21 protein-coding genes are annotated in these 22932 nt (G+C 40.7%); 4 read left to right on the top strand and 17 right to left on the bottom strand.

The features are described 5' to 3' along the window. The 3 genes from ACXYSM_RS06295 to ACXYSM_RS06285 all read left to right on the top strand — a co-directional run bounded on the left by ACXYSM_RS06295 (position 1) and on the right by ACXYSM_RS06285 (position 2845). On the top strand, positions 1 to 843 hold the full coding sequence (locus ACXYSM_RS06295; protein WP_368910415.1) for a sugar ABC transporter permease: 843 nt from the start codon (positions 1 to 3) through the stop codon (positions 841 to 843). Positions 844 to 1048: 205 nt separating this feature from the next. Then, the gene (locus tag ACXYSM_RS06290) at positions 1049 to 1849 is read left to right on the top strand and encodes a DUF1189 domain-containing protein (protein ID WP_458634758.1); all 801 of its coding nucleotides are present in this window, start codon (positions 1049 to 1051) and stop codon (positions 1847 to 1849) included. A gap of 9 nt (positions 1850 to 1858) precedes the next feature. Next, entirely contained in the window at positions 1859 to 2845 is a 987-nt protein-coding gene (locus tag ACXYSM_RS06285; RefSeq protein ID WP_458634757.1) for a LacI family DNA-binding transcriptional regulator, read from the top strand. 160 nt (positions 2846 to 3005) lie between these two features. Here ACXYSM_RS06285 and ACXYSM_RS06280 read toward each other — a convergent pair whose 3' ends face one another. The 13 genes from ACXYSM_RS06280 to hisS all read right to left on the bottom strand — a co-directional run bounded on the left by ACXYSM_RS06280 (position 3006) and on the right by hisS (position 17934). After that, entirely contained in the window at positions 3006 to 3947 is a 942-nt protein-coding gene (locus ACXYSM_RS06280) for a YitT family protein (protein WP_458634756.1), read from the bottom strand. Further along, a complete protein-coding gene (gene aspS, locus ACXYSM_RS06275; protein WP_458634755.1) occupies positions 3925 to 5688 on the bottom strand; it encodes an aspartate--tRNA ligase in 1764 nt (587 codons plus the stop codon). The genes ACXYSM_RS06280 and aspS overlap by 23 nt, the downstream gene beginning before the upstream one ends. 137 nt (positions 5689 to 5825) lie before the next feature. Further along, positions 5826 to 6041: a hypothetical protein gene (locus ACXYSM_RS06270; RefSeq protein ID WP_458634754.1), complete on the bottom strand. Its 216-nt coding sequence runs from the start codon at positions 6039 to 6041 to the stop codon at positions 5826 to 5828. 18 nt (positions 6042 to 6059) lie between these two features. Beyond that, positions 6060 to 6701, bottom strand: a complete 642-nt coding sequence (locus ACXYSM_RS06265; RefSeq protein WP_458634753.1) for a lysostaphin resistance A-like protein — start codon at positions 6699 to 6701, stop codon at positions 6060 to 6062. 9 nt (positions 6702 to 6710) lie between these two features. Continuing rightward, positions 6711 to 7412, bottom strand: a complete 702-nt coding sequence (locus ACXYSM_RS06260; protein WP_458634752.1) for a DUF3169 family protein — start codon at positions 7410 to 7412, stop codon at positions 6711 to 6713. Between the two features lie 14 nt (positions 7413 to 7426). Then, positions 7427 to 7777, bottom strand: coding sequence for a PspC domain-containing protein (locus ACXYSM_RS06255; protein WP_458634751.1), 351 nt, complete (start codon positions 7775 to 7777; stop codon positions 7427 to 7429). Then, positions 7774 to 7977 carry a hypothetical protein gene (locus tag ACXYSM_RS06250; RefSeq protein WP_024054457.1) on the bottom strand — a complete coding sequence of 68 codons (204 nt, stop codon included), beginning with the start codon at positions 7975 to 7977 and terminating at the stop codon, positions 7774 to 7776. The genes ACXYSM_RS06255 and ACXYSM_RS06250 overlap by 4 nt, the downstream gene beginning before the upstream one ends. Beyond that, positions 7977 to 8180, bottom strand: coding sequence for a helix-turn-helix transcriptional regulator (locus ACXYSM_RS06245; protein WP_000916944.1), 204 nt, complete (start codon positions 8178 to 8180; stop codon positions 7977 to 7979). The genes ACXYSM_RS06250 and ACXYSM_RS06245 overlap by 1 nt, the downstream gene beginning before the upstream one ends. Before the next feature lie 161 nt (positions 8181 to 8341). Next, positions 8342 to 11305: a glycosyltransferase PgfM1 gene (pgfM1, locus tag ACXYSM_RS06240; protein ID WP_458634750.1), complete on the bottom strand. Its 2964-nt coding sequence runs from the start codon at positions 11303 to 11305 to the stop codon at positions 8342 to 8344. A gap of 22 nt (positions 11306 to 11327) precedes the next feature. Then, positions 11328 to 12287 (bottom strand): glycosyltransferase PgfS, encoded by a 960-nt coding sequence (gene pgfS / locus ACXYSM_RS06235; protein WP_458634749.1) that lies wholly within the window; start codon positions 12285 to 12287, stop codon positions 11328 to 11330. Between the two features lie 75 nt (positions 12288 to 12362). Further along, positions 12363 to 14090 carry an Ig-like domain-containing protein gene (locus ACXYSM_RS06230; RefSeq protein WP_458634748.1) on the bottom strand — a complete coding sequence of 576 codons (1728 nt, stop codon included), beginning with the start codon at positions 14088 to 14090 and terminating at the stop codon, positions 12363 to 12365. A 765-nt stretch (positions 14091 to 14855) separates the two neighbouring features. Continuing rightward, entirely contained in the window at positions 14856 to 16454 is a 1599-nt protein-coding gene (locus ACXYSM_RS06225; RefSeq protein ID WP_458634747.1) for an Ig-like domain-containing protein, read from the bottom strand. A 199-nt stretch (positions 16455 to 16653) separates the two neighbouring features. Then, positions 16654 to 17934: a histidine--tRNA ligase gene (gene hisS, locus ACXYSM_RS06220; protein WP_458634746.1), complete on the bottom strand. Its 1281-nt coding sequence runs from the start codon at positions 17932 to 17934 to the stop codon at positions 16654 to 16656. A 195-nt stretch (positions 17935 to 18129) separates the two neighbouring features. Here hisS and ACXYSM_RS06215 point away from each other — a divergent pair, with 195 nt between their 5' ends. Then, the gene (locus tag ACXYSM_RS06215) at positions 18130 to 18702 is read left to right on the top strand and encodes an MptD family putative ECF transporter S component (protein ID WP_458634745.1); all 573 of its coding nucleotides are present in this window, start codon (positions 18130 to 18132) and stop codon (positions 18700 to 18702) included. Between the two features lie 22 nt (positions 18703 to 18724). On the opposite strand, the gene ACXYSM_RS06210 is transcribed toward ACXYSM_RS06215, so the two are convergent. The 4 genes from ACXYSM_RS06210 to ACXYSM_RS06195 all read right to left on the bottom strand — a co-directional run bounded on the left by ACXYSM_RS06210 (position 18725) and on the right by ACXYSM_RS06195 (position 22821). Beyond that, positions 18725 to 19417 (bottom strand): methionine ABC transporter permease, encoded by a 693-nt coding sequence (locus tag ACXYSM_RS06210; protein ID WP_458634744.1) that lies wholly within the window; start codon positions 19415 to 19417, stop codon positions 18725 to 18727. A 1-nt stretch (position 19418) separates the two neighbouring features. Then, positions 19419 to 20480 (bottom strand): methionine ABC transporter ATP-binding protein, encoded by a 1062-nt coding sequence (locus tag ACXYSM_RS06205; protein ID WP_458634743.1) that lies wholly within the window; start codon positions 20478 to 20480, stop codon positions 19419 to 19421. Next, a complete protein-coding gene (locus tag ACXYSM_RS06200; RefSeq protein ID WP_458634742.1) occupies positions 20473 to 21846 on the bottom strand; it encodes a M20 family metallopeptidase in 1374 nt (457 codons plus the stop codon). Before ACXYSM_RS06200 ends, ACXYSM_RS06205 begins: the two co-directional genes overlap by 8 nt. 120 nt (positions 21847 to 21966) lie before the next feature. Then, entirely contained in the window at positions 21967 to 22821 is an 855-nt protein-coding gene (locus tag ACXYSM_RS06195) for a MetQ/NlpA family ABC transporter substrate-binding protein (RefSeq protein WP_458634741.1), read from the bottom strand. Between the last annotated feature and the right edge of the window lie 111 nt (positions 22822 to 22932).

The following is a 22932-nucleotide window of genomic DNA, read 5'->3' as shown; positions in this document are numbered from 1 at the left end:
ATGAATAATTCAATTAAGCTCAAACGTAGACTGACTCAAACCCTTACTTACTTATACTTGGTTGGCCTTTCAATCGTCATTATCTATCCTCTTTTAATTACGATCATGTCAGCCTTCAAGACTGGTAACGTCGTAGCCTTTAAGCTTGATAGTAACGTCGACTTTAGCTTTGCTAACTTTAAAGGACTCTTCACTGAAACCTTGTACGGTACTTGGTACCTCAACACGTTGATCATTGCCTTGATTACAATGGCTGTTCAAACAAGTATCATCGTCTTAGCAGGTTATGCATACAGCCGTTATAACTTCTTGGCTCGTAAACAAAGTTTGGTCTTCTTCTTGATTATCCAAATGGTGCCAACAATGGCCGCTTTGACAGCCTTCTTCGTTATGGCGCTTATGCTAAATGCCCTTAACCAAAGCTGGTTCCTCATCTTCCTCTACGTTGGTGGAGGTATCCCGATGAACGCTTGGTTGATGAAAGGTTACTTTGACACCGTGCCAATGTCTCTAGATGAATCTGCAAAACTAGATGGTGCCGGACACTTCCGCCGCTTCTGGCAAATTGTTCTTCCTCTTGTTCGTCCAATGATTGCTGTACAAGCTCTCTGGGCCTTCATGGGACCTTTCGGGGATTATATCCTCTCTAGTTTCTTGCTTCGTGAGAAAGAATACTTCACCGTTGCCGTTGGTCTCCAAACCTTCGTTAACAATGCGAAAAATATGAAGATTGCCTACTTCTCAGCAGGTGCTATCCTCATTGCCCTTCCAATCTGTATTCTCTTCTTCTTCCTACAAAAGAACTTTGTTTCAGGACTTACAAGTGGTGGCGAGAAGGGGTAATATACCCTCGCCACCCTTTTTCATTTTTGAACTTGTACATCGATTCGCTTTTGAGAAACAAGAGCTTGCTGAGATTCCCTTATAAGTTAGTGGACGAATCATAAGAAACATTCACTTTTACCTAGGATTCTACTATCCCCGCTTGAAATAAAAAACAGTTCTCTATATAATACTCGTATAGAAAAATGACTATAGAAAGAGATTTATGTTACCATATCCATTTTCTTATTTTAATAGTATTTGGGGATTCCGTAAGCCCCTATCTCAACGTTTTGGTCTCAACTGGTTTCAACTGATTTTCACCAGTATCTTCTTGATTAGCTTGTCTATGGTGCCCATCGCCATTCAGAATAGTTCTCAGGAATCCTATCCTTTAGAAACTTTCATTGACGATGTCTACGCTCCTTTGACAGACGAGGTCGTTCAGGATCTAGCTACCAATGCTCAGATCACAAACGGTCAGTTTACCTATAGTGGGAACAAGCCAAGTCAGCCTTCTATTCATCTAGGAGGAGAAGAGATTTATTCCTATCCTGATGACTTACTTCTCGACTTTAGAACCGATCAACTGGTTATTAGTAAACAAGGAAAAGAGTTGACCAGCATCCGCTATCATGCCATCACAACTGATAGTTTCCAAAGCAAGGAAAGTTTAACCCAAGCTATTTCCAAAGACTGGTATCAACAGAATCGTGTCTATATTAGCCTCTTCCTGGTCTTAGGTGCTAGTTTCCTCTTTGGACTAAATTTTTTCATTGTCGCTTTAGGCGCTAGCCTTTTGCTCTACTTTACAAAAAAATCACGTCTCTTCTCATTTAAGACCTACAAAGAGTGCTATCATTTTATTTTGAACTGTTTAGGATTGCCAACTTTACTGACCATGATTCTAGGTCTCTTGGGCCAAAATATGACGACTTTGATTACTGTTCAAAACATTTTATTTGTTCTATACCTGGTCACTATCTTTTATAAGACTCATTATCGTGATCCAGACTACCAAAAGTAGGAGATTATTATGCCTGTTACGATAAAAGACGTGGCCAAGGCTGCAGGAGTTTCTCCTTCAACCGTAAGCCGTGTTATTCAAAACAAATCAACGATTAGTGACGAAACAAAAAAACGAGTTCGAAAGGTAATGAAAGAACTCAATTATCATCCTAACCTTAATGCTCGAAGTCTTGTTAACAGTTACTCACAAGTTATTGGTTTGGTTCTTCCAGATGATTCAGACGTTTTCTACCAAAACCCTTTCTTCCCTTCTGTTCTTAGAGGGATTGCACAGGTTGCCTCAGAGAATCACTATGCCATTCAGATTGCGACCGGCAAGGATGAAAAAGAGCGTTTAAATGCCATTTCACAAATGGTCTACGGAAAACGTGTAGATGGGCTTATCTTCTTGTATGCTCAAGAAAATGATCCCTTGGTGCAATTAGTTGTCGATGAGCAATTCCCCTTCCTCATTCTTGGAAAATCGCATTCCCCTTTTATATCGCTTGTTGATAATGATAATATTCAAGCAGGTTTTGATGCGACCGAATACTTCATCAAAAAAGGATGTAGTCGAATTGCTTTCATTGGTGGTACCAAGAAGCTCTTCGTTACTCAGGACCGTCTGACAGGTTACGAGCAAGCACTTCAAGAACATCATCTAGCTCTTGATAGCCACCGTACCTTCTTTGCAAACGAGTTTCTAGAAGAAAAGGGCTATAACTTTAGTAAACAACTCTTTAAACACGACCCTCAGACCGATGCTATTATCACAACAGACAGTCTTTTAGCCGAAGGTGTCTGTAACTACCTCAACGAACACCAGCTTGATGTTCCGGTCCTTAGCTTTGACTCAGTAAATCCAAAGCTGAATCTAGCTGCCTATATCGATATCAATAGTCTTGCTCTTGGCAGAACGTCATTTGAAACCATTCTTCAAATCATCAATGATGTCAAAGAAAATCGCCAAATCTGCTATCGTCAAGTGATCGCACACGAAATCGTTGAAAAATAAAAAACCAACTCTCTTTTTCGAGTTGGTTTTTTTGTATTCTATTTTTATAAATGATTATACTCAATGAAAATCAAAGAGCAAACTAGGAAGCTAGCTGCAGGCTGTACTTAAGTACGTCAAGGTGAAGCTGACGTGGTTTGAATTTGATTTTCGAAGAGTATTAGTTTTCAACCTCGACAAATCGTCCTAGAATATGGACATTCTCTGAGACAGATACAAAGGCTGTTGGATCAACTTGCTTCATAATCAGTTTAAAATCATTGAACTCTGCACGAGTGATAACCGTAATCAAAATCGCCTTACGTTCATGGTTATAAGTCCCTTCGGCATCATGAATCATGGTCGCACCACGATGCAATTTGTGATGGATTTTCTCAATGACTGCATCTGGATTGCTAGTGACGATCATAGCCTGCATGCGTTTTTGTTTGGTGAAAACTGCATCTGTTACACGACTTGAAACAAAGATCGTAATCATAGAATAGAGAGCATATTTCCATCCAAAGGTCAAGCCTGCAATCAACATGATTGTACCGTTCACCAAGAAAGAGATGCTTCCGACGTTACGACCTGTTTTCTTACGAATGGTCAGACTGACAATATCCGTTCCACCGCTGGAAATGTTATGGCGTAAAGCAAATCCGATTCCCAGTCCCATGACGACTCCCCCAAACAGGGCATTGATGATAGGATCTTCTGTCAAGACCACCACTGGCACAAACTGGATAAAGAGCGAGCTCATGGATACCGTGATAAAGGTAAAAATCGTGAACTTATGCCCTATCTGGCGCCAAGCTAAAATCATGAGTGGAACATTGATACAATAGAAAGCGACAGAGATTGGGATGTGGAAATGAAACCAATAGTTACTAAGGCTTGAGATAATCTGTGCCAAACCTGTTGCTCCACTTGAATAAACATGTCCTGGTTGGAAGAAAAAATTGACAGCTACAGCTGATAAAAAACCATAGACCAGAGAAGCCGAGATTTTTTCGTCGTATTTTTCTTTAGAAATTCCTTGTAAGACACGCAAGATTTTTACGCGATGAGCAAAGCGACGCAAATAATAGTGCCACTTCTTAGTTAGTTTCGTTTGTTTCATCTTGTTCTACTTGTAGATTAAGTTCTTCTAGTTGTTTAAGAGCTACTGTTGATGGCGCCTGCGTCATCGGATCAGTTGCTTTGTTGTTCTTAGGAAAGGCAATCACTTCACGGATATTTTCTTCGCCAGCTAAGAGCATTACAAAGCGGTCAAGTCCGATAGCCAAGCCACCGTGTGGTGGGAATCCATAGTCCATAGCTTCCAATAGGAAACCGAACTGATCATTGGCTTCTTCAGCTGAGAATCCAAGAGCCTTGAACATACGTTCTTGGAGTTCTTTTTGATTGATACGAAGGCTACCACCACCAAGCTCATAACCGTTCAAGACGATGTCATAGGCGATAGCACGAACCTTAGCCAAATCCCCCTCGAGTTCATGAGCAGTGTCTGCCTGAGGAAGGGTAAATGGATGGTGGGCGCTCATATAACGGCCTTCTTCTTCAGACCATTCAAACATTGGCCAGTCAACTACCCAGAGGAAGTTAAATTTGTCGTTATCAATCAAGCCAAGCTCTTTGGCAATACGTCCACGAAGGGCCCCAAGTGTTGCATTTGCTACTTCAAGCGTATCAGCCACAAAGAGAACCAAGTCTTTATCTTCAAGACCAAGCGCACTTGTTAAATCGCCTTGAATGCTAGTCAAGAACTTCGCAACTGGTCCGTTTAATTCGCCATCAACAACCTTAACCCAAGCAAGGCCTTTAGCACCATACTGTTTGGCTACTTCTGTCATCTTGTCGATGTCTTTACGTGAGTAGTTCTCTGCTGCACCTTTAACGACGATGGCTTTAACTGCAGGTGCTTCTGAGAAGACTTTAAAGTCCACACCTTTGACAAGATCTGTCAAGTCTTGAAGCAACATCTCAAAACGAGTATCAGGCTTGTCAGAACCATAGAGGGCCATAGCATCATCGTACTTCATACGAGGGAATGGCAGCGTTACTTCAATCCCTTTTGTTTCCTTCATCACGCGCGCAATCAAGCCTTCTGTGATATCTTGAATTTCTTGCTCAGTAAGGAATGAAGTTTCCAAGTCGACCTGGGTAAATTCAGGTTGACGGTCACCACGCAAGTCTTCGTCACGGAAACATTTGACGATTTGGTAGTAACGGTCAAATCCCGCATTCATTAACAACTGTTTTGTAATCTGCGGACTTTGAGGAAGTGCGTAAAAATGCCCTTTATTAACACGAGATGGCACCAAATAGTCACGCGCCCCTTCTGGTGTTGACTTAGCAAGGAATGGCGTTTCCACATCGATAAATTCTAATTCATCCAGGTAGTTGCGGATAGAATGTGTTACCTTGGCACGAAGCTTAAGGTTTTCCAACATCTCTGGACGACGAAGGTCAAGGTAACGGTAACGTAGACGCGTATCATCGTTTGCTTCAATGCCATCCTTGATTTCAAATGGTGTTGTTTTGGCTGTATTAAGCACAGTAAGAGCCGTTACATTCAGTTCAACCGCTCCAGTCGCCAGTTTATCATTTGCCTGCTCACGTGCTGCAACCTGACCAGTCACCTCGATGACGTATTCGCTACGAAGGCTTTCAGCTGTTGCCATCACCTCTGCTGATACTTTTTCAGGGTTGATAACCAACTGCATAATCCCTTCACGGTCACGAAGGTCGATAAAGATCAAGCCACCCAGGTCACGACGACGGGCAACCCAACCTTTCAAGGTAATTTTTTGTCCGATGTGTTCCTCACGAACACGACCAGCATACATACTGCGTTTCATTTCTTCTCTCCTCTTGTGTTCTGTTACTATTTTACCATAAAAGCGCAGGCTCTTCATGAAAATCATCAGAAAAGTTGAGAGTTTCCTGCGATAAATAAAAAAATCCAGCAAAGTCATTCGCTGGATTTAGGTTTTCTTTATTTTTTACGCTTTTCAGCAATCTCTTCTGTCTTCTTTGGTAGGACAATTTCAGTCACATAAGCCGTCGCAAATCGTATCACTCCTGCGATAGGAGCAAAGATAACTGCTAGATGGTTATAAAAGAAATCCCCCTTAATGAAATAGACAAGTAGGCCGATGACAAAGAAGAGAAATACAGCCTGAATCACTGCTAATAATAGTACTCGTTTCATGACTTCCTCCTGAGTCTATTATAGCATGACTATCATTAAAAATGCGATTAAATTATTCAAAGCATGTAAGGCTATACTATAAGCCAAACCACCTTTGCTGACATAAGCCAATCCCATGCTAAACCCAAGTGAAGCATAAACTAGGAACTGTAGTGGAGTTCCAGGAAAATGAACAAGAGCAAAAATGAGACTACTTACAAGAAGAAAGAGAGCGGTCTGCTTGACGTTATCTTGCTGAGGGAAAACAAAGCGAGCTAACATACCTCTAAAGGTTAACTCTTCTGTCAGAGGTGCAAAGACAACCACCATAAAGAAAGAGAAAAGAGGTTGATTATGAGTCAATTCTTCTACCATCTTTTGATTGACTGATGGATCATGTGGTAAAAAGTTTTCTGCAACAATGACAAGGACCCATACCAAGGCAGGTAACCAGATGTATTTGTTGAGGGCTGTTTTTTCTATTGTAACAGTTCCTGTCTTATACCACTTGTAGGTAACGAAGGTAAAGATTCCTGCTAATAAGACATAAACAGGGACAGCAACGTAGCTAGGTGCTCCCAATATCAAGGCGGCTAAACCTACGCCCTGAATAAAACTATAGACCATAAGAAATGATAAGAAGGCAAGGCTATACCAGCCAATATTTTTAAGTGTTTTCATAATATTCTCCTATTTGAAATAACGTTTTGTTTTGCGCAATTGTGCGACATTGGTGTACAAATGGATGACAACTGCCACCAGCAGAGCAACCAACTGTACTTGGCCTAATACTACAGATAGAACTACTAAGACAACGTAGATACCAGGAATGAGGAGCTGATTGACCTTGAACAAGATCAAGTAAGCTTCTTCCATTTCAGCCTGTTTTTCTCCCTCATCATAAGTATCGAGGTAGTCTAAAACTTCCTTTGGAGTCGCCATAATAGAGAGTTTGTAGTTACGAATCTTGCTGGTGATTTTCAGGCAGTAAACACCCGCCCAGATACCCACAACTATCACCAATAAGGTTCCAAGTGATGGACCAAAACTTCCTATATTTATAAGCAGACAGGATAGCATACTAATTTGGCAAACATTCCAAGCTACTGTACTATAATCTAAGAAGCGATACATGTCAAGGTAGTCATGCTCGTTTTCTTCATCCTCTTCTTCTCTCTGATAATTCTGATAAGCCTGATGACTTTTTCTAGTGAAATAAAATGTTAAGGTTGCTGTAATCAGACCTAGCCCAAGAAAAATTAAGTACAAGGCAGAGATTACTTGCTCTTGACTAATCCCTAAAGGATTAACACTAAGGAAACCAGCAAGTATTCCTAATAGAACTCCTGCAAGAAAAAGCTTCAGTGCAAAAATGATATGTTTCTTTTCCATCTTTAAACCTCTTTCTAAAACAAGCCAGACAACCATTGGCCAAAGGCTTTACCTGATTCAAAAATAGCAGTCAAGCCTTCTGTTCCAAGTGATACCAAAATCATACAAACAGCAAACAAGAGAATAGCTTGATTTCTAGCTTTTTTTGCTCCATTCCCCAAGGGCTCATTGCCAAGCCAACCTGCTAGATAGGCATAGAGAGTTACTGTTATAATCCCAATCTCCGTCGATGAGAGAAACAACAAGACTGTCACCAAACGAACGATATTGGCTTGAATGTTAAAATAATTTCCTAAACCTGCACAAACACCGGCAAGTGCTTTGTTCTCTGTATCGACTTGAAAACCCGCTAAAAACTCTTTCATAACTTTTCTCCTTTTAGAATCTCTTTAAACTTTATCTTTCTCTCTACCCATCTAAAGACTAATAGTAAAACTATGTTAATCCAGAAGAGGTATTTACTTTCAACAATTGTAAACCAACCAAATAGGCTTCCAATCATAGCCATAAGATTTACTATAAACACGACTATAGATAGATAATAAATCACTTTATACTTGTTCATCACTCATCCTCCTCTAAGCGGAAGACTGACTCGACCGGCTCATGGAATATCTGAGCAATCTTCAGGGCAATGACGATGGATGGGGTATATTCATCCCGCTCAAGCAAGCTGATGGTTTGCCTGGACACGCCAGCTAGTTTGGCCAGCTCTGTTTGATTCAGGCCATCGCGAGCCCGAAGCTCTTTTAGACGATTTTTCAGCATGTCTTTTTTCTCCTTTGTTCTTATCTTGATTTCATTGTAACACATCTTTTTATTTTTGACAAGCATATTTGTCAAAAAGTTTAAGATTTTTGTCATTTTGTAAAAGAAAAAGGTCAGGAATGGTATCCTGACCGTATTTTTTATAGTTGATAAAAGATTTCTTACTCAGCTGATGGAGCGTCTTGATTTTCTTTCAGCTGGTTTTTATCATCCTTCTTGTAATCTCTTCTGACGATATAAAGGGTTGCTAGACTGATGAGAGTCAATACAGCACCTGTAACCCTTCCTTTTTGAGAGAAAACAAATTCTACTTTGTGTTGTCCGGAAGTAATCGGGAATGAAATAAAGCTGTTCCATGCTTTTGTCACAGGGACATCCTTGCCATCTACTTTCACCTTCCAACCCTCACTATAAGGGATAGAGGTCATCATATATTTACTGTCGTCAGTAATATTCACTGAACCGACGATATGAGTATTCGAGAATTTCTCAACTTGTAGACCTTGTTCCTTCCGCTTTTCTAAAGCACTTTGAATTTGACTGATTTCTGCGCGGTAAACTCCTGCGTTTGAAAGGTCAACCTTGTCTGTTTTAAAGCGGAACTCCAGTACAGACTCTTGATTCTCTGCATTGTCAGCGATTTGCCATAGTTGACGTTGCGTATTTCTCTTAGAATGAGTGAACCACTTGCCGTTCAGAAGGACGGAGTAATCTTTCTCTGAATTTAGACTTGCTGGTACGAAGAAGTAATAGGTCAAATTTGTTCGCGGAGTAATTCGGTAGCGAACGATTGCATCCTTAGAAGAATCCACCCGCTTGTAGACTGCAGTTCCTTTTTCTTTGTCGACATTTTCCTCAGTAAGATTTTCTGTTTCAACATCTCCGTAGGCTAGGGGTTTGAAGTAGTCGAGGTAGTTTTCCTCGCCTTTTTTCACACCTTCCATAGAGTTAAGGATGATATTTTGATTTTGGATAGCGTTATTTCTACCAAAGTTGATGTTTCTTACCAAATCATTTGTTCCATAGGCTAATGGGAAAGAATTTGGATTTTCGTACACGATATAGCGTTCATCTTCGTAGACCTTCTGCGTGAAATAACGCTGCATATCAAAACGACTGGCAAAACGTGTGAAATACATTCTCTCAGGATGAGCTTCTTTCTCAGTAGGATCCAGGTCTTTGACATCCATATAGTAGCGAACACCATATAAGGCATCCGTCAGAGGAGTTCCATTTTCATACTCTGTCGCTGCATTAATCCCTTGGTCACCCATAAAGGCAAATTGATCCATGGTAGTACGCTCTAAGCTTGAACTAAAGGTACTTAAACCTGGGTATGAAACAAGTGATGGCACTGTTTTTGAATAGGCAAAGGTTGTTGCGATTCTATAAAATGGTTGATCTGCTTGTTTCTGAACATCATCTGTCACTTGTTTTACAGATACCGTCGCATCTACAAACTTATCTACATCTGCATACCCAAAGGTCACTTGAGATAGATAGGCATTATAGCCTAACTCAAAGATTGTTAGGGCAGACACGGCAAAAATGGCTAATCTGGTCATTCTTGTGCGCAATAAGAAGATAACTGCCAAATAGACCAACAAGGTTAATACAACCTGAGATAAGAAATATCCTGTTTGGAGAAGAATTCCTAAAAGAAGGACGACAGCACCAGCTATCAATAGCACCATTTTTTTCACTTGAGGAGCTTTACGAGAACGACTCCAATAGAGATAAGTGCAGGCTGCAGTAATAGCTATTAGTAATACCCAAAACACAAGAACATTCTTTGATATAAATTGAGTCAAAGCTTCTGGCTGGTTTTTTGGAAGATAGGTGAATTTCTTTGTATAGAGATAAATTGCTGAAAAAACAAGCAACACCCCTGAAAGCAACTTCCCTCTGCGAGAAATTTCTACTTGCCCCTTAACTACCTGATAGGCTAAAACGAGCATAAAGAACGAGAATAACCATGAGAAACGGAAGAAGAATCCAGCTGGGTTTTGTCCCATATGCCAGATTTTACTTACAAATTCATTGACAAAGGAAATGAAGAAGACAAGGGTGACCGCACCTGCAGCCCAACGTTTTTCCTTGGCTACCTGCTTCGATGTGAAGTAGAGGATAAAACCTAGAAATCCTAAAGCACCAATATAGATATTTGGAAGATTCGGTCCAGCCGACCAGCCTGAGGCAGTATCAAAGCCACCGATAGCCAACTTCGATAAGATATCCACAGGGTTGATCTGAAAGGCGAAGGAGAACTTCATGGCATCTCCAACCTGCCCCTTACTCTCAAGGAGATTATAAAAGACTGGCACGATCAATACCGAAGCCGTCGCAACCCCAATGACAGAGAAGGCAAATGTTTTTACCAAAGGACTCAAGAAGTGTTTCAGCTTCTGTTTCAGAGTTCCCTGGATAGAGAGGCGTGGTGAAACATAATAGCAAGAGTATAGGACGATAAAAATCGAAATCATATAGCCCATATAGAACTGCAGAAAGACTGTTAGCCCCAGAATAAAAGCATAACGATAGGGTCTTCCACCATCCAAGAGTTCTTCCAGATAAACGATGACGAGCGGTAGCATAATCATGGCATCATAGAAAATAACGTTCATCTGATAGGAAACGAGCATCCCCGAAAGAGCATAGGCTGTTGAAAATAAAGGCACTAGCCACAAACGTGACTCTGCTCCCTTATAACGCTTAATAAGGAAGTAAGAGAATGAAAGGCCAATTGCTCCATATCTGAGCCAAATCGTCAGAAATACTGCTAAACCATAGTGTTTGAAGGGAATAAGAATATAAAAAATATTAAAGGGACTCATCAAGTAATAGCCCAAAACCCCTATCATGTCCCCACCGAGAGATTTGGTAAAGGAATAAGTCAGGCTACTCAAATCACCAGAAAGCACTGCATTCTTAAGCAAGCCAAAAAAGCTGATATACTGCTGACCAAAGTCAACTGCCATCAGACTTTTGTTCCCAAAGGGATAGCTACCCATAAAAAACCACACGACCAACATGATGGTCATCGGTAGTAAGGTACTTATCGTATAAAGCAAGGCTTTAGGGTGTTTCCCTTTTAACTCTTGCAATTGCATTAACCACTTATTCATGATTGATTTCTCCTATGTCATCTTAACCAATCTTATCTTTTTCAGCTTGGTCAATATTGCTTTTTGCAATGATAAAGTGAGGGCGTTGCTTCACTTCGTAGTAAATCTTCCCGATATACTCTCCAAGCACACCGATGAAAATCAGCTGCACACTGCTAAACAAGATAATCGCCGCTATTGTCGTGAAATAACCACTCGTATAGTCGGAAGAGAAGATAAATTTGCAAAACTCATAAACAATATAGAGAAGAGACAGAGCCATACTGACAAAACCAAATTGGATACAAATTCTAAGAGGACGATCATTAAATGAGATAATCCCCTGGAAAGCATAGTTCATAGACTTCTTAAAGCCGAATTTGCTTTTTCCTGCTTTACGAACTTCGTTTTTATAAGGGATAACCTTCTCTTTAAAACCAATCCACTCATAAAGCCCTTTGTTAAATCGATTGTACTCAGGTAGCGAAACAAACACATCCACAGCTCTCTTGCTGAGGAGCCGTAATTCAGATTTCCCGTCTGTTAACTTGACATCCATGGAATGGTTGGAGAATTTATAGAAACTACGAGCAAAGAAGCTTCCTACAAATGACTCCCCTTCTCGACTTCTCTGACCACTGACGATATCGTATCCTTCCTTATATGCTTCTACAAAGAGAGGGATTAGGTAAGGCGGATGTTGCAAATCTCCATCCATCACCATAACTGCGTCACCAGTAGCATACTTAAAACCAGCAAGAATTCCACTCTCGCGTCCAAAGTTTCTACTAAAGCTGATATACTTGACCCGTGGATGTTCATTCGCAATAGCATCGATTAGCTCTAGAGTGCTATCGCTGCTCCCGTCATCTACATAAAGAATTTCATAATCAGATAGTTGTTCCGATAAAATCATGCTATCTAACTGCTCAGAAATGGCTTTATGCGTTTGAGCTAGAACTAATTCTTCGTTTAAAAGAGTGATAAGAATTGATAGTTTCATCTAAATGCTCCATGTACTATTTACTTTTAAAAAAGGAGAGAACCTTGCTCTCTCCCCTTTAAAGAAACTTAACTATTACTTGTTGGAATATTTACGTTTCAATACAACGGTACTTGATAAGATAACGATTCCTGAAAATACCAATCCAGTCCCCATAGCTTCCCCAGTTTTAGGAAGTTCTGGTTTTTCCTCTGTAGTTGTTGTTCCTGGAACATCTGGTTTTGAGGTTGTCGTAGTCGTTGTTGAAGTGGTTGTTGGCTCTTCCGTTGTTGTAGTTGTTGTCGAAGTGGTCGTTGACTCTTCTGTTGTTGAAGTGGTCGTCGGCTCTTCGGTCGTTACTGTAGTCACCTCAGTTGTTGCTTCTGTTGTTTCAGAAGTTGATCCTGTAGTTGCCTCAGTTGTTGCTTCTGTTGTTGTAGTTGTCGTTGGCTCTTCCGTCGTTGTTGTCGTAGTTGAAGTAGTCGTCGGCTCTTCCGTCGTTGTCGTAGTCGAAGTAGTCGTTGGCTCTTCCGTCGTTGTTGTCGTTGAAGTAGTCGTTGGCTCTTCCGTCGTTGTTGTCGTTGAAGTAGTCGTTGGCTCTTCCGTCGTTGTTGTCGTTGAAGTAGTCGTCGGCTCTTCCGTCGTTGTTGTCGTTGAAGTAGTCGTCGGCTCTTCGGTCGTTGTTGTCGTTGAAGTAGTCGTCGGCTCTTCGGTCGTTGTTGTCGTCGAAGTAGTCGTTGGCTCTTCCGTTGTTGTCGTTGTAGTTGTTGTAGTTGTAGTTGTTGTGGTCGTAGTTGTTGTGGTTGTAGTTGTAGAAGTCTTATCACCACCACCATCACCTGAAGCAGTTTCTAAACGAGCATGTTCAGTAAGAGTACGCTCTTCAGGGAAATTAGTAGCTTTCCACTTCAATATGTTGTCTACTTTAGTTTTTGCAGGAAGGTCTTGAGTAAGTTCAGTTGAGTATTCAATCCATACTGACTCTTTGTTAACATTCCCAAGGTTAAAGCTAAATCCTGTAATTTGACCTGCCGCATTTCTTGTGAACACTGCTTTCTCAGTGAGGATTTCAGTTGGTTTTAACTTGTACAATTCGTCTACATTTAGGATTTTGCTTGGTTGAGTTGGGTAACGTACAGCACGGAATGTACTTTCTACAAGCACTTGTCCATGATTGCTGAAGTCATCAGTGATAACCAAGTTATCCAATTTATCTTGAATACCATTCAAAAGGACACGCCATTTGATACGTTTAGGATTTGCTTTGTCTTGGTAACCAACTTTATATTCGTAGTCACCTGGAACACCTACAAATTTCTCATAGGTTACTTGGTAAGTTTCGTTCCCAAACTTAAATGTATACTTACCAGAATCTTTCCAAGTGTTTGCATTTGGACGAACTGAGTATCTCAAAGACATAACTTTGTTTTGGGGATTCTTAGAGAAGTAGTCAGTGAAAGTAATTTTCACTTTCCCTGTAGCCGGGTCAGTTACAGCATTTCCGACCACTTGGCCACTACTATGAAGGATTGGAAATTCAAGTTTAGTAGTTAGTTCCAATTCTTTTGGAAGATCCAAAGTCAGTGTATCCCCAGCATTGATATTTTGTGAGTCTGGGAAAGTAAGTGAATTTGTTGCGTCTAAGACACGACCAGTCGTGATCTTAGTATCTGCAGTTAATGGTTTATTATCAACCTTAATTTCTGTTTTCAAAGTATAGTTGGTAACATCAGTAGCAAATACGGTCGTAAGGGTTGCCAATGAAAGAACCAAAATACTTAACATCGCTAAAATACGCGTTACGCTAAGCTGTGATTTCTTCATCACATAATCTCCTTTTTTAAAATTGGTTAGTTGTATCATAGCATTTTTTATAGCCATTTACAAGATTTTTTTACGTTTTTTCTTGCTTTTTTAAAATTATTTCGTTTTTTTATTCATTTTTGGATAAAAACAGGCTTTAATGGTCGTGTTTTTTATCTATAATATCGATAAATATTAAGAATGACACCAAGCTTCCAAGTAGACCTAACTACCAATGTGATGTTCTCCTGCTTCTGATAATATCTTATCTTGACATATAGCAGTTTTCTGAGTTTTTGAGTTATGCCTACTAACGACGTTTTCGTCCTGCTTAGGTGGTAGAGCTATTGGGGGGAACCTTATCTTGTTGTTCTTTTGCTACTCAGTGACTAGCTTTTCTCAGACTGGTTACTCGTTTGATGGATTTTCTTCAGTAACTTCCTTATCATAACGAAACTTACCTGTTTATTTTTCTGCTACCTCCATTGTAGAAGTAGAATCTTCCAGCATTAAAACTGCAGACTTTTCTTCATCTGTTACCACCTCTTTTTTTATATTAATAGTAGTTTTACTATTTTAATTGTATTCTTATTTAACGAAGGAGCTTTCTTATCCTGATTTTGAATAACCGTATTATTTGAAAAATCAATTGTATCAGTTTTGACATACCCTTGACCTAATTGGAAGGTAGTTAAAATTCCAACGATCAACAGTGAATACTTTGTTGGTTTTTTTATACTTATTTCTTATAATATTAAAAAAGAGAGAGTCCTGCTCTCTCTACTATTATCTATTATATTTACGTTTCAATACAACGGTACTTGATAAGATGACGATTCCCGCAAATACCAAACCAGTTTCTACTGATTCACCAGTTTTAGGAAGTTCTGGTTTTTCCTCTGTAGTCGTTGTTCCTGGAACATCTGGTTTTGAGGTTGTTGTCGTTGTGGTCGTAGTGGTCCTTGACTCTTCTGTTGTTGAAGTGGTCGCTGGTTCTTCGGTTGTTACTGTAGTCACCTCAGTTGTTGCTTCTGTTGTTTCAGAAGTTGATCCTGTAGTTGCCTCAGTTGTCGCTTCTGTAGTTTCTGAAGTTGAACCTGTAGTCGCCTCAGTTGTTGCTTCTGTAGTAGAAGTTGTCGTCGATTCTTCTGTTGTTGTGGTTGTTGAAGTAGTCGTCGGCTCTTCGGTCGTTGTCGTTGTTGAAGTAGTCGTCGACTCTTCGGTCGTTGTCGTTGTTGAAGTAGTCGTTGGCTCTTCGGTCGTTGTCGTTGTTGAAGTAGTCGTTGGTTCTTCCGTTGTTGTAGTTGTTGAAGTAGTCGTTGGTTCTTCCGTTGTTGTAGTTGTTGAAGTAGTCGTTGTGGTCGTAGTTGTTGTGGTTGTCTTATCTCCACTACCCATACCTGAAGCTGTTTCTAAACGCGTCAATGCACTGACTGAACGAGATTTTTGGAAGTTGCTTGCTGACCATTCCAAAACATTGGCAACTTTACTACCTTCTGGAAGTGCTGAAGTCAATTCTGTTGTGTACTCAATGTACATTGCCCAGTTCCAGTTATCACCAAAGTTAATGGTGAACCCTGTGATTTTACCATCTGCATTTCGAGTAAATTCAGCTTTTTTGCTAAAGTTATCGATTGGTTCCAGTTTAAGAAGTGCTGCTTCATTTGGAATTTTCTCTGGTTGTGTTGCATAACGAACTGCACGGAAAGAGCTTTCCACCAAGACTTGTCCACTGTCGCTAAAGTCATCTTTAATGACCATGTTGTTCAATTTATCCTGAACAGCATTCAAAACAACACGCCACTTGATTCGGTTAGGATTTTCTGAATCTTGGTAACCATATTTCATTTCATAGTCACCAGCTTCACCGTCTGTTTTATCGTAATTAAGCGTATAGTTTTCTGTCCCGAATTGGAATGTATATTTACCTGATTCTGGTAAGTTCGTTACATTTGGACGAACAGAATATTTCAAGGACATTACCTTATCTTTGTAATTCTTAGAGAAATAATCTGTAAATGTAATCGTTACTTTTTGAGTACTTGGATCGGTCACCGCTTTTCCAATCACTTCACCACTACTATGTGTAATTGGAAACTCTAGTTTCGTAATCAAGCCCAACTCTTTAGGAAGGTCAAGTACCAGTACATCGCCTTCGTTAATTTGTTGAGTATCAGGGAAAGAAATGTTATTGGTTGCTTCCAAAACTTTACCTGTACTAATTTGAGTTTCATCTGTCAGTGGTTGACCATCAACAGTGATTGTTGTGTTATTTGTATAGTCTGTAACACCAGCTGCAAATACTGTTGTCAGTACTGTCAAAGATAACACGATTATACCTAAAAATGTAAACACACGTATCGCGTTCTTTTTTAAATGATTCATAATTGACTCCTCTTTATTAATCAGATATATCATAGCATTTTTTGAATCCGTTTACAAGTCTTATTCTTATTATTTTGCCTCTTATTCTAACAAATGTTCAGCTTTTCTGAGTTGTTTTTTGCAAGAGTCTATCTTAACGGTCGTTTTTTTATTATTGAGTAAAAAACCAGGGATAAATCCCTGGTTCATTACTCTACTATTAAAATCCTAATTTTTCAAATACCTCTGAGAAATTTTTGCTAATAGTTTCAAGTGAAACTTCTAGTTCTTCACGAGTTTGATTGTTCTTAACCTTGACTTGTCCACTTTCGACTTCGCTCTCTCCAAGAGTGATGAGAGTCTTAGCAGCAAAAACATCAGCTGATTTGAACTGAGCTTTGAGTTTACGGTTAAGATAATCACGCTCTGCTTTGAAGCCTTGTTGGCGCAATGCTTGTACTAACTCCAAGGCTTTCAGATTAGCTTCTTCACCAAGAACAGCAATATAGACGTCTAGAGCATTTTCGATAGGAAGTGCCACGCCTTGTTTTTCAAGGACTAGAAGAAGGCGCTCTACACCAAGTCCAAAACCAAATCCAGCAGTTTCAGGACCCCCAAAGTAGGCAACCAAGCCATCGTAACGACCACCTGCACAGACTGTCAAGTCATTGCCCTCAATCTCGGTGATGAACTCGAAAATGGTGTGGTTGTAGTAGTCCAGACCACGCACCATATTGGTATCGATGATGTAGTCTACTCCAAGGCTTTCCAACATCTGACGAACAGCATCAAAGTGAGCTTGGCTTTCTTCATCCAGATAATCCAAGATAGATGGTGCATTCTCCACAGCTACCTTGTCTTCTTTTTCCTTCGAGTCCAAGACACGGAGAGGGTTTTCCTCCAAACGACGCTGGCTATCCTTAGACAATGTCTCCTTGAGCGGTGTTAAGTAGTCAATCAAGGCTTGACGGTAGGCTGCACGACTTTCAGGATTCCCAAGAGTGTTGAGATGTAGTTTGACACCTTGAACACCGATTGCTTTCAAGAAGTGAGCTGCCATAGCGATGGTTTCCACATCAGTAGCTGGATTGCTAGAGCCAAAGCACTCCACACCAATCTGGTGGAATTGGCGTAAACGACCTGCTTGTGGGCGCTCATAGCGGAACATTGGCCCCATGTAGTAGAACTTGCTTGGTTTTTGGACTTCTGGAGCGAAGAGTTTGTTTTCCACATAGGAACGAACAACTGGGGCAGTTCCTTCTGGACGAAGGGTAATATGACGGTCTCCCTTGTCGTAAAAATCATACATTTCCTTGGTTACGATATCAGTTGTGTCCCCGACAGAACGACTGATGACTTCGTAGTGCTCAAAAATTGGGGTACGTACTTCTGCATAGTTGTAGCGTTTGAAAATTTCACGCGCAAAGCCTTCAACGTACTGCCACTTGGCAGACTCAGCAGGTAAAATATCCTGCGTTCCTTTTGGTTTTTGTAATTTCATAGAGAATCCTCTTTATAACTTAATAGTCCTATTTTACCATAAATGACAGGATTGGGACAGTGAGAGGAGTAAAGAAATAGCTTTGATCATGCACAGTTGTTATCATTATCACCCAAATACCTGATTTCAACTAGCATTTACAATCTGAGCCATGCATGATACAATGAATACCATCAGATATACGAAGGAGAACTTATGAAAAAGAATATCTTGACAACCCTTGTTGCTGCCCTTGTCTACTTTCTCTGTATCGGAGTGGGGGTTCTACTAGGGAACCTTGTCGACCACACTGGAAATATGTTTTACGCTCCTGCCTTTTCTGCTCTTGTGGGCGGTAGCGTCTATATGATCCTTTTAGCAAAAGTGCCTCGTTTTGGAGCGATTACTTCGATAGGACTTGTGATTTCTCTATTTTTCCTCGGGAGTAAGCATGGTGCTGGAGCCTTTCTGCCAGGTATTATCTGCGGTCTTGCAGCAGATGGCATCGCTCACCTAGGACATTACAAGGATAAGGTTAAAAACCTTCTTTCCTTCCTAGTTTTTGCCTTTGGTACTACTGGTCCCATCCTACTCATGTGGTTGACCCCTCAAACCTATATCGCAACTCTAGTCGCTCGTGGAAAATCTCAGGACTATATCGATCGCATTTTGGTTGTACCGAATCCTGCGAATATCCTCCTCTTTATCACAAGTGTCCTCATCGGCGCTTTAATTGGTGCTCTGATTGGACAAGCATTGAGCAAAAAATTAGCACATAAAACATCATAAAAAAGAGCCATCTGGCTCTTTTTTATTTATGACTTAATTTCTTGGTCAAGAAATCTCCCAAAAATTGGATAGTAAAGATAATCAAAATAATGATGAGGGTTGCAAGAATAGTCACATCGTGATTGTAACGGTTAAAACCATAAGCGATAGCTACGTTACCGATACCTCCAGCCCCAACTGCTCCCGCCATAGCTGTTTCACCGACTAGTGAAATCAAGGTTACAGTCGTCACGCGAATCAAGTCTGGAAGTCCTTCTGATAGGTAAACTCCTACGATATCCCAGAATGTCGCTCCACTTGCTTGAGCCGCCTCAATGACACCACCATCAAGCTCTGATAAAACTACTTGAACCTGACGAGCAAAGAAGGCAAAGACTGCAAAAGATAGCGGTACGATAGCCGCATTTGGCCCAATACTTGTCTTCACAATCAAGTGAGAAAGTGGTGACAAGATAGCCAAAAGGATGATAAAGGGAACCGCACGGAAAATTGAGGTAATCTTGTCTAAAATCCAGAAAACGACCTTGTTTTCCAAGACACCGCCTGGCGCTGTCAAGACAAGGAAAAGACCTGCCACTAGTCCCAAGAATCCTCCGATAACGAAGGAAAGAACTGCCATATAAAGAGTTAGGTAAATGGCTGTTCCCCAGCCAGCCTGACCAGACCAGCCCATCTTATAGACATTTGGTAAGTAAGTTTGAATCAACTCTGCCATCTTACTGTCCTCCCTTCAATACTTTTAGTTGCACACCGGCCTGACGAATAGCGTCTTGAGCATTCACCAGCGCTTCTTTTTCTCCAGATAAAACAACCACAAGCTCACCCACCGGAGTACCATCCAAAATTTCAATGTTTCCATAGAGAATATTGGCTGTTACTTGGTAGTGCTTGTACAATTCATTCAAAAGCGGTTCATCTGTAGATGCCCCAGCGTATTTGAGTTGTACCAGAATACTATTGTCAGATAAGTGTTCCACGATTTCTTGCTTCTCAATCTTAACCATAGCTTCATCGATACCTGTCGCAGTTGAGATAAAGTCCTGGGTCAATGGTTGTTTAGGATCTGAGAAGATTTCAAGTACGCTACCTTCTTCAATCAAACGACCATCCTGCATCACTGCCACACGGTTCGCAATATCTTTGACAATTTGCATCTCATGTGTGATCAAGACAATGGTCAAACCTAGTTTACGGTTTAATTCTTGCAAGAGTGACAAGATTTGTTTGGTTGTCTTCGGATCAAGAGCTGAAGTTGACTCGTCTGAAATCAAAATCTTCGGATCATTGGCCAAGGCACGCGCAATAGCTACACGTTGTTTTTGACCACCAGAAAGTTGTGAAGGGTAGTTTTCGGCACGGTCAGCCAATCCGACCAAGTCTAATAATTCAGCCACTTTAGCTTTCTTATCTTTCTCACTAAGTCCAGAATGTTTGAGGGCAAAGGCTACATTTTCCTCAGCCGTTTTTTGACTCATAAGGTTAAAGTGTTGGAAAATCATCCCAATATCTTGACGCTTGCGACGTAATTGTCCAGCAGTCAAGGTTTCTTTTCCATCAAAAATCACGTCATCATCAACGGTAATTCTTCCTGCAGATGGTTTTTGCAAAAGGTTGATAACACGAACCAGGGTTGATTTCCCTGCTCCAGAATATCCAACGATTCCATAGATATCCCCTTCTTGGATGTGAATGGTCACATCTTTAACCGCTGTGATGGTTCTTTTCTTTTGATGAAAAGTCACATCGATTTGATCTAACTTGATAATATCTCTACTCATAACTTCTAATCAGCTCCTCTACTAATTCAATATGGGTGTAATAGTCTGCAATTCGCACGTTTTCATCTCCACCGTGGTCTCGGCTGTTGGCGTTTCCTAGACCAAAAGCGACCATAGGTACTTCCAAGGCATCGAATACTGTATGCATAGGACCTGTCCCAGCCGTTGTCGGCAAAACAGATACGCCCTGTGGATAGAATTTCTTGGCCAGCTCAATGACATTGAGAATGGCTGGTGCGCTCATATCACTTCGATAGCTCATCTCACCCAAGGTATAGTACAATTCTACCTTATCAAAGCCGTTTTTGTCTAGTTGTTTTCGGATTTTCTCCAAAACATCATGGGGTTCAAGTCCCGGAACCAAACGGACTTCTAGCTTGGCACTAGCCTCTGCTGGCAAAATCGTTTTAACTCCTTGACCTTGATAACCAGACTGAATTCCTTCGATATTGAGCGCTGGTTCAAAGAAGAAACGTTTTAGAAAGGCGGTACGTTCCTCTTGTAACAGTGGTAATTCCAAACCGTAAATCTGGCTGATTTCCTCTGGATTGCGTTGGGCATAGGTTTCAACCAAGGCCAACTCACGTTCGTTTGGTTCCTGCACATCATCGTACAAACCTTCTACCAAGATACGGCCGTCGGCAGCGCGAAGACTTGTCAAAGCTTGAATGAGATACCATGGAGCTGATTCGATGACTCCACCATAGCTAGAATGGATATCCACATCGGCACTCTTAACTTTGGCATCAAAGGTCACAATCCCCTTGTTTCCACCAGAGATTTCTAACTGTTCTAAGGCATTTTTAGTTCCTTGTTCCCAGACTAATAAATCTGCACCTCGGAGCTTGTCCGCATGTTTTTCTAGATATTTGTCCAAGTCCATAGAGGCAGACTCTTCAGCTCCTTCCATGATGAAGCTGATATTGACCGGAAGATCATCGTGATCTTGCATATATTTTCTCAGAGCGCTCAAGCGAGCAGTGATATGCCCTTTGTCATCGTCAACCCCGCGTCCATACATAATGCCATCACGCACAGAGAGTGTAAAAGGATCCTCGGTCCAAACTTGATCACTATCTGCTGGTACTGTGTCATAGTGGTTGTAGAAAATGATAGTCTTGGGATTTGGTCGTGAACTTTTGAAATGTGCCATGACAAAAGGCGCTGTATAGCTCTCGTCAATCTCAACTTCTGCACCAACACGTTTAAAAATCTCACCTAGATAACGAGCCACCTCTTTCAGGCCGACTTGTTGGGCAAAGACTGATTTTTTAGAAATCAAGGTACGCAAAACTTCAAAATAATGTTGCGCTACATGATCCTTTTCAAACTTTTCAATTTGTTCTTCTTGGCTAGGGAAAACCATTTTCTCTCTACCTTTCTACTAGGACTTGTACCTTTAGAATCAATACAAGTGGATTTCATTTGTATTAGGCTCTATATAAAAGCAAGAGGTGGAAAAATCTCTCCCACCTCCCTGTGTTTATTACCAAACTGGTTGATCCAAGCCGTCTGAAGTTTCTTCGATGACTTTTTTCACTTCGTCAGTGTGGTAAGCTGCGATAATTTTCTTGATTGCATCAGCTTTAGGTGATGATTCCCAATCTTTTTTCGCAACGATGATGTTATACCATTGTTTTGAGTTTTCGTCAGCTTGCTCTTTAAAGAGTGCTTTCTTGTAGTCCAATTTTGCTTCTGTAACAAAAGAGTTGTTTACAACAGCCGCATCAACGGATGATAATGAACGAGCTGTTTGGCTAGCGTCCAATTCAGTGATTTTCAAGTTCTTTGGATTTTCTGTGATGTTTGCGATTGTAGCAAGTGCAGTTCCTGAAACATCCAATTTAATCAAACCAGCTGATTGAAGCAAGTAAAGGGCACGGCTTTCGTTTGTAGCATCGTTAGGTACTGCGATTTCACCGTTTGCTGGGATGTCTTCGACTTTAGTGTACTTGTTTTCACTTCCGTTTAAACCTGAGTAAAGGCGGATTGGTGAGATATAAGTATCTGCAATCGCTACAAGATCTTTACCGTTTTCTTTGTTCCAGTTGTTCAAGAAATTGTAGTGTTGGAAAGCGTTCAAGTCTACTTCACCATCAGCAGTTGCTTTGTTTGGTTGTGAGTAGTCTGTAAACTCTGTGAATTCCAATTTAATTCCGTCTTTTTCAACTAATTCTTGGATTTTATCCCAGCGTGCTGCTTCTGAACCACTACGGTTTACAGTTGCGATTTTAACTGTAGTTGTATTGTCCGCTTTCTTGTCTGAATTTCCGCAAGCTGCAAGTGTAAGGCCTGCTACTGTAGCAATCGCTGCTACGCTTAACCATTTTTTGATTTTCATGATTCTTTCTCCTTTAAAAATAATACTGTAATAGTATCTCATACTTTATTTGATTTAGCAAATTGTTATTAGATAGGCAGACATATAGTTTGAAACTATACCTATTAAGCT

The sequence above is a fragment of the Streptococcus sp. V940 genome, assembly GCF_054353495.1.
The sequence above is the reverse complement of the archived record's forward strand: the minus strand, read 5'-3'. Positions and strand labels throughout refer to the sequence as shown.

Excerpts from the sequence above, each read along its gene's own strand:
- ACXYSM_RS06295 (WP_368910415.1), top strand. The coding sequence starts at position 1 with ATGAATAATTCAATTAAGCTCAAACGTAGACTGACTCAAACCCTTACT.
- ACXYSM_RS06290 (WP_458634758.1), top strand. The coding sequence starts at position 1,049 with ATGTTACCATATCCATTTTCTTATTTTAATAGTATTTGGGGATTCCGT.
- ACXYSM_RS06285 (WP_458634757.1), top strand. The coding sequence starts at position 1,859 with ATGCCTGTTACGATAAAAGACGTGGCCAAGGCTGCAGGAGTTTCTCCT.
- ACXYSM_RS06280 (WP_458634756.1), bottom strand. The coding sequence starts at position 3,947 with ATGAAACAAACGAAACTAACTAAGAAGTGGCACTATTATTTGCGTCGC.
- aspS (WP_458634755.1), bottom strand. The coding sequence starts at position 5,688 with ATGAAACGCAGTATGTATGCTGGTCGTGTTCGTGAGGAACACATCGGA.
- ACXYSM_RS06270 (WP_458634754.1), bottom strand. The coding sequence starts at position 6,041 with ATGAAACGAGTACTATTATTAGCAGTGATTCAGGCTGTATTTCTCTTC.
- ACXYSM_RS06265 (WP_458634753.1), bottom strand. The coding sequence starts at position 6,701 with ATGAAAACACTTAAAAATATTGGCTGGTATAGCCTTGCCTTCTTATCA.
- ACXYSM_RS06260 (WP_458634752.1), bottom strand. The coding sequence starts at position 7,412 with ATGGAAAAGAAACATATCATTTTTGCACTGAAGCTTTTTCTTGCAGGA.
- ACXYSM_RS06255 (WP_458634751.1), bottom strand. The coding sequence starts at position 7,777 with ATGAAAGAGTTTTTAGCGGGTTTTCAAGTCGATACAGAGAACAAAGCA.
- ACXYSM_RS06250 (WP_024054457.1), bottom strand. The coding sequence starts at position 7,977 with ATGAACAAGTATAAAGTGATTTATTATCTATCTATAGTCGTGTTTATA.
- ACXYSM_RS06245 (WP_000916944.1), bottom strand. The coding sequence starts at position 8,180 with ATGCTGAAAAATCGTCTAAAAGAGCTTCGGGCTCGCGATGGCCTGAAT.
- pgfM1 (WP_458634750.1), bottom strand. The coding sequence starts at position 11,305 with ATGAATAAGTGGTTAATGCAATTGCAAGAGTTAAAAGGGAAACACCCT.
- pgfS (WP_458634749.1), bottom strand. The coding sequence starts at position 12,287 with ATGAAACTATCAATTCTTATCACTCTTTTAAACGAAGAATTAGTTCTA.
- ACXYSM_RS06230 (WP_458634748.1), bottom strand. The coding sequence starts at position 14,090 with ATGAAGAAATCACAGCTTAGCGTAACGCGTATTTTAGCGATGTTAAGT.
- ACXYSM_RS06225 (WP_458634747.1), bottom strand. The coding sequence starts at position 16,454 with ATGAATCATTTAAAAAAGAACGCGATACGTGTGTTTACATTTTTAGGT.
- hisS (WP_458634746.1), bottom strand. The coding sequence starts at position 17,934 with ATGAAATTACAAAAACCAAAAGGAACGCAGGATATTTTACCTGCTGAG.
- ACXYSM_RS06215 (WP_458634745.1), top strand. The coding sequence starts at position 18,130 with ATGAAAAAGAATATCTTGACAACCCTTGTTGCTGCCCTTGTCTACTTT.
- ACXYSM_RS06210 (WP_458634744.1), bottom strand. The coding sequence starts at position 19,417 with ATGGCAGAGTTGATTCAAACTTACTTACCAAATGTCTATAAGATGGGC.
- ACXYSM_RS06205 (WP_458634743.1), bottom strand. The coding sequence starts at position 20,480 with ATGAGTAGAGATATTATCAAGTTAGATCAAATCGATGTGACTTTTCAT.
- ACXYSM_RS06200 (WP_458634742.1), bottom strand. The coding sequence starts at position 21,846 with ATGGTTTTCCCTAGCCAAGAAGAACAAATTGAAAAGTTTGAAAAGGAT.
- ACXYSM_RS06195 (WP_458634741.1), bottom strand. The coding sequence starts at position 22,821 with ATGAAAATCAAAAAATGGTTAAGCGTAGCAGCGATTGCTACAGTAGCA.